4 protein-coding genes are annotated in these 3,362 nt (G+C 63.3%); 2 read left to right on the top strand and 2 right to left on the bottom strand.

Going from position 1 to position 3,362, the window contains the following annotated elements:
• Positions 1-20: 20 nt before the first annotated feature.
• Together ACOZK4_RS08500 and ACOZK4_RS08495 are read right to left on the bottom strand one after the other, a co-directional pair.
• The gene (locus ACOZK4_RS08500) at positions 21-917 is read right to left on the bottom strand and encodes a DsbA family protein (protein WP_421591510.1); all 897 of its coding nucleotides are present in this window, start codon (positions 915-917) and stop codon (positions 21-23) included.
• 192 nt (positions 918-1,109) lie between these two features.
• The gene (locus tag ACOZK4_RS08495) at positions 1,110-1,625 is read right to left on the bottom strand and encodes a DUF721 domain-containing protein (protein ID WP_421591509.1); all 516 of its coding nucleotides are present in this window, start codon (positions 1,623-1,625) and stop codon (positions 1,110-1,112) included.
• A 157-nt stretch (positions 1,626-1,782) separates the two neighbouring features.
• Here ACOZK4_RS08495 and mutY point away from each other — a divergent pair, with 157 nt between their 5' ends.
• Both mutY and ACOZK4_RS08485 read left to right on the top strand, forming a co-directional pair.
• Positions 1,783-2,877 carry an A/G-specific adenine glycosylase gene (gene mutY, locus ACOZK4_RS08490; protein ID WP_421591508.1) on the top strand — a complete coding sequence of 365 codons (1,095 nt, stop codon included), beginning with the start codon at positions 1,783-1,785 and terminating at the stop codon, positions 2,875-2,877.
• Positions 2,874-3,362 (top strand): HAD family phosphatase (locus ACOZK4_RS08485; protein ID WP_421591507.1); only part of this gene is annotated, 489 nt, incomplete at its 3' end. The genes mutY and ACOZK4_RS08485, both read left to right, overlap by 4 nt.

The raw sequence follows: 3,362 nt of genomic DNA, 5'->3' as shown, positions 1-3,362 counted from the left end.
CTTCAAAACCGGTAGAAGGATCAGAGCATGCTGTCGATGAGGGCCGACATGGTGTCAACCGACATGTCCCCCGAATAGCGCTTGCCGTTGATCAGGAAGGTCGGGGTCGCCGCGACGCCGAAGTCCTTGGCACCGCGCTCGCGTACCGCGTTCACATCATCCAGAAGCTTCTGGTTCGTCAAGCAGGCCTGGAAGCTCTCCTGTGTAAAACCGGCGAGTTTGGACATCTGCAGCAGCGCTTCGCGGCCATCCTGTGCGGCAGCCCAGGTTTCCTGCTGCTTCATCAGCATGGAAAGCATGGGGAAATACTGGCCGGCTTCGGTCAGCTTCGTCGTGTCCTGCGGGTTGCAGCGCGCCAGCATGAAGGCGGCGGCAGCGCGCGGATCGAAGGGGAATTCACGCACGATGAAGCGGACCTTGCCGCCATCGACATACTTCGCCTTGATGGCGTCGAAAGTGTTGTTGTGGAAGGCCGCGCAATGCGGGCAGGTCGTCGACATGTATTCGACGATCGTCACGGGAGCATTCGCCTCACCGAGCGCCATGTCGGGCAGCGCGCCGGGCTTGAGCACTTCCGCCATGTCGACATCGCCTTCGGACGTGGGGACTTCGGCAGCCTTGGCTTCAGCGGCAGGCTTCTGGGCAGTTTCGGTCGTCGTGGTGGTCGTGGTCGCAGCCGTGCCGCTCGCCGTGCTCGATTCCGTCGTCGTGGTCGTCGGCGTCGTGGCGGTCTCGGTCTTCGTTTCCGTCGAGGTGGCCGGCGTCGAGCTTGCGCTTTCCGTCGTCGTCTGGCTGGTTTCAGGAGCCTTGGCGGTCTCCTTCTTCTCGTCGCTGCATGCGGCCAGCGTCACGGCAAGCGCCGCGACGGCGACGCCGGAGAAGAGGCGCTTCATCAGGCTCATTTCGGAAAGGGACATGGTCTCTCCTGTGGGAAGGAATGGGATTCGAAATCTCTTAGCGCAATTCCGGGCGAAAACCGCTGACAAGCGTCCGGATTTGCTCTCGGCTCTCCCGTTATACCTGCTTTGGGGCGGGAACAAGCGGAGTTAAGGCTAGTAACTTCAAAGAATTGTGACCGTTCGATGGTTGCAGGCGCGGGCTTTCGCGCTTCACTTGCGCCGGCCGAGCACGGCCGTGCCGAGCCGCTTCAGCGCCGCCTTCAGCGCGTCTCCCTCGATGCCTTCGACGAGATGATCGAGATGCTGGGCGGCCGCCCCCGTCAGCGGACGCGGCTTGGGACGGCGGTTGCTCTGAATGCTGACCGGCTTCTGCACGATCTTGATCTGGTTGACCGCCGGAAAACCGAAGAAGCCGTTGATGCGCTGGATGATCTCGCCCTGCTGGTGGCTGAGGAAGAGTGCCCGCGCGCCCTCGCAGGCGATCGTCAGCACGCCCGCCTGGTAGCCGCCGCCCTCGCCCGCCATTTCGGAGGCGCGGCGCGGCCAGGCGATGCGCTCCGGCCGGGTGCATTCGGCGAATTCCGCACCGGCGATCTCGTCCCATGAGCCCAGCAGCATCGTGTTGATGCCGGCGCGCTTGGCGAGCACCGGATCGATGAGGCCATTGGCCACTTCGCTGATCTGCACAATGCCGCGGCGCGGCTTTTGCTGGACGTTTTTGTTCACGCTTTACCTGTCTTTTCAGACGCAGTTCCGATCGCAAAACCGCTTCACACTTTTGCGGAACTGCTCAGGGAAAATATTCCTGTTTCTGCCGCGAAGCACTTGAAGATCGCGGATCAGTCCGCCAGTTATAGGCCCTTCGATCCCGTTCAGGCAAATCATGACCCAAGCTCATCGGACCATGGCGCCCGCCGACCTTATCCTCGCCTGGTACGACAAGCACCATCGCGACCTGCCCTGGCGCGTCAGCCCGTCGATGGCGGCGGCCGGGGTGAGACCAGATCCCTATCGCATCTGGCTGTCGGAGGTCATGCTGCAGCAGACGACGGTGCAGGCGGTAAAGTCCTATTTCGCGCTCTTCACCTCGCGCTGGCCGATGGTTACGGACCTTGCCAAGGCCGACAACGAGGATGTGATGAAGTCCTGGGCGGGGCTCGGCTATTATGCCCGTGCGCGCAATCTCAAGAAATGCGCCGAGGCGGTCGCCTTCGAGCATGGCGGGGTGTTTCCCGATACGGAGGATAGGCTGAAGGCCCTGCCCGGCATCGGCGACTATACCGCTGCCGCCATCGCCGCCATCGCCTTCAACCGCAAGAGCGCCGTGCTCGACGGCAATGTCGAGCGCGTCATCTCGCGCCTCCATGCCATCGAGACGCCGCTTCCGGCGGCAAAGCCGGAAATGCGGGCACTTGTCGCCGCCATGACGCCGGAGGACCGGCCGGGCGATTTCGCCCAGGCGATGATGGATCTCGGCGCCACGATCTGCACGCCGCGCCGGCCGGCCTGCGCGCTCTGTCCGCTCAATGTGGATTGTCGTGTGCTTGGCCGCGACGATCCCGAACTTTTTCCGCGCAAGGCGGCGAAGAAGGAGAAGCCGGTGCGGTTGGGGGCTGCCTTCGTGGCTGAAGACGAGGACGGCGCGGTGTTTCTGCGCAAGCGCATCGAGAGCGGCCTGCTCGGCGGCATGACGGAAGTGCCGGGCAGCGCCTGGACGGCGCGCGTCGATGGCGACACCGCAACCACCGCCGCGCCTTTTCCGGCCGACTGGCACGCCACCGGCACCGTCACCCATGTCTTCACGCATTTCGAGCTGCGCCTCACCGTCTATCGCTCGCGCGTGCCGCGCGGCACGGCGAAGGGCGCCGGATGGTGGCAGCCGAAGGCGACGCTCGACGGCGAGGCTCTGCCGACCGTCATGAAGAAGGCAATAAAACAGGCCATACCCGACGCATTCGAAAAGACGAGGACCGCATGACCAGCATCGAAATCCGCCACATCGTTTTCGACATCGGCAAGGTGCTGATCCACTACGATCCGCATATCCCGTTCACCCGTCTCATTCCCGACGATGCCCAGCGCAACTGGTTCTTCACCAATGTCTGCACGCACGACTGGAACCTGGAGCAGGATCGCGGCCGCAAGTGGGAGGATGCCGAGGCGCTGTTGATCGAGGCGCATCCCGACCGGGTGGAACACATCCGCGCCTTCCGCAAATATTGGCATGAGATGGTCTCGCATGCCTATGTCGAGAGCGTCGCGATCATGGAGGCGCTGATCCAGGAAGGCCGCGACGTGACCATGCTGACGAATTTCGCAGCCGATACGTTCAAGGAAGCCCGAAAGCTGTTTCCCTTCCTCGACATGCCGCGCGGCGTGACCGTCTCGGGTGAAGTCGGCCTGATCAAGCCGGATCTCGCGATCTACGAGAAGCACAGCCGCGATTTCGGCCTCTCGCCGGCC

It is taken from the genome of Shinella sp. M27, from assembly GCF_049199905.1.
GTDB lineage: Bacteria > Pseudomonadota > Alphaproteobacteria > Rhizobiales > Rhizobiaceae > Shinella.
Note: the sequence above shows the minus strand (reverse complement) of the source record. Positions and strands in the feature narration are given on the sequence as shown.

Excerpts from the sequence above, each read along its gene's own strand:
- ACOZK4_RS08500 (WP_421591510.1), bottom strand. The coding sequence starts at position 917 with ATGTCCCTTTCCGAAATGAGCCTGATGAAGCGCCTCTTCTCCGGCGTC.
- mutY (WP_421591508.1), top strand. The coding sequence starts at position 1,783 with ATGACCCAAGCTCATCGGACCATGGCGCCCGCCGACCTTATCCTCGCC.